Below are 245 nucleotides of genomic sequence, written 5' to 3'. Positions count from 1 at the left end.
AAGTACGACTGCGCTTCTGGATTGAACCTTGAAGCGCTCGCGACGCTTACTGAGGAATAACTGGCTTCCCTGGTATCACTACCAAGCTTTTCTCGTTATTTAATTTAACAGTCAATAAAAGTGAACACTCAACTACGGCGCTACTCTAGAAAGGAGGTGATCCAGCCGCACCTTCCGATACGGCTACCTTGTTACGACTTCACCCCAGTCACGAACCCTGCCGTGGTAATCGCCCTCCTTACGGT

At 49.4% G+C, this 245-nt stretch carries 1 rRNA gene; it reads right to left on the bottom strand.

Annotated features, from left to right (window positions below):
• Window positions 1-149: 149 nt before the first annotated feature.
• A 16S ribosomal RNA gene (locus tag QN347_RS20630) occupies window positions 150-245 on the bottom strand; the annotation flags it as partial.

This window comes from Sphingomonas sp. 10B4 (assembly GCF_035019905.1).
GTDB lineage: Bacteria > Pseudomonadota > Alphaproteobacteria > Sphingomonadales > Sphingomonadaceae > Sphingomonas > Sphingomonas glacialis.
The sequence above is the reverse complement of the archived record's forward strand: the minus strand, read 5'-3'. Positions and strand labels throughout refer to the sequence as shown.